This window comes from Lentimicrobium sp. L6 (assembly GCF_013166655.1).
Taxonomy (GTDB): Bacteria; Bacteroidota; Bacteroidia; order Bacteroidales; family UBA12170; genus UBA12170.
Genome location: NZ_JABKCA010000182.1, coordinates 1 through 900 on the forward strand (window position 1 = coordinate 1; position 900 = coordinate 900).

Below are 900 nucleotides of genomic sequence, written 5' to 3' on the forward strand. Positions count from 1 at the left end.
ACATTGATAGACAGACGTTTAAAGAAAGATTTACAACAAAAGAAGATTGCTATAATTTTTTAGCAGAGCTTAAGTGGAGCGAAGGCTATAGCTGTACAAGATGTGATTCTCATTTATTTATAAAGGGAAAGCAGCCAGCAAGTCGTAGATGTAGTAAGTGTGGATATGATGAATCTACCACAACAGGAACCTTGTTTCATAAATTAAAGTTTGGAATAGACAAAGCTTTTGAGATGATGTATGAGATTGTTACAAGTAAAAAAGGGGCAAACAGTATTTGGTTAGCAGAACATTTCGGGGTTAACCAAAAGACAGCTTGGCTATTTAGACAAAAAGTGCAAGTAGCCATGAAAAGCAGTGAACAATTCCCCTTAGAGGATGAAGTTCATGTTGATGAGTTTGAGATAGGCACACCGCAAACAGGTGAGCAAGGCAGAAGCAAAAGTGACAAAAAGGTAAGAGTTGTTATTGCATTTGAGCATAGAGATGGCAAATCAGGAAGAGGTTATGCGAAAGTAATCCAAGATTATAGTTCAAAATCACTTAAACCTATCTTTGACCATCATATTAAGAATGATGCAATGGTGCTGGTTGATGGATGGGCTGGGTATAAGCCTCTCAAGGAAAATTATCCGAATTTGACACAAACACTATCTGATAATGGCAAGAATTTCAAAATGTTACATATTCAGATTAGGAATTTTAAAAATTGGCTAAGAGGTGTACATTCATATTGCAACAAAGAATACCTACAAAACTATATTGACGAATATTTCTTTAGATTTAACAGAAGGAATCATCGCCAATCAATTTTAGATAAAATCATTCAGAGATGCGTAGAGCATAAACCGATTGCTTACGCTTCGATTAAATTACACGAGACTTAAATGGGTAACCCTA

At 35.4% G+C, this 900-nt stretch carries 1 protein-coding gene; it reads left to right on the forward strand.

Translation table 11 applies throughout. The features are described 5' to 3' along the window. Nucleotides 1-887, forward strand: an 887-nt coding sequence (locus HNS38_RS20115; protein ID WP_172347012.1) for an IS1595 family transposase, incomplete at its 5' end; no start/stop codon positions are given. Nucleotides 888-900 lie beyond the last annotated feature (13 nt).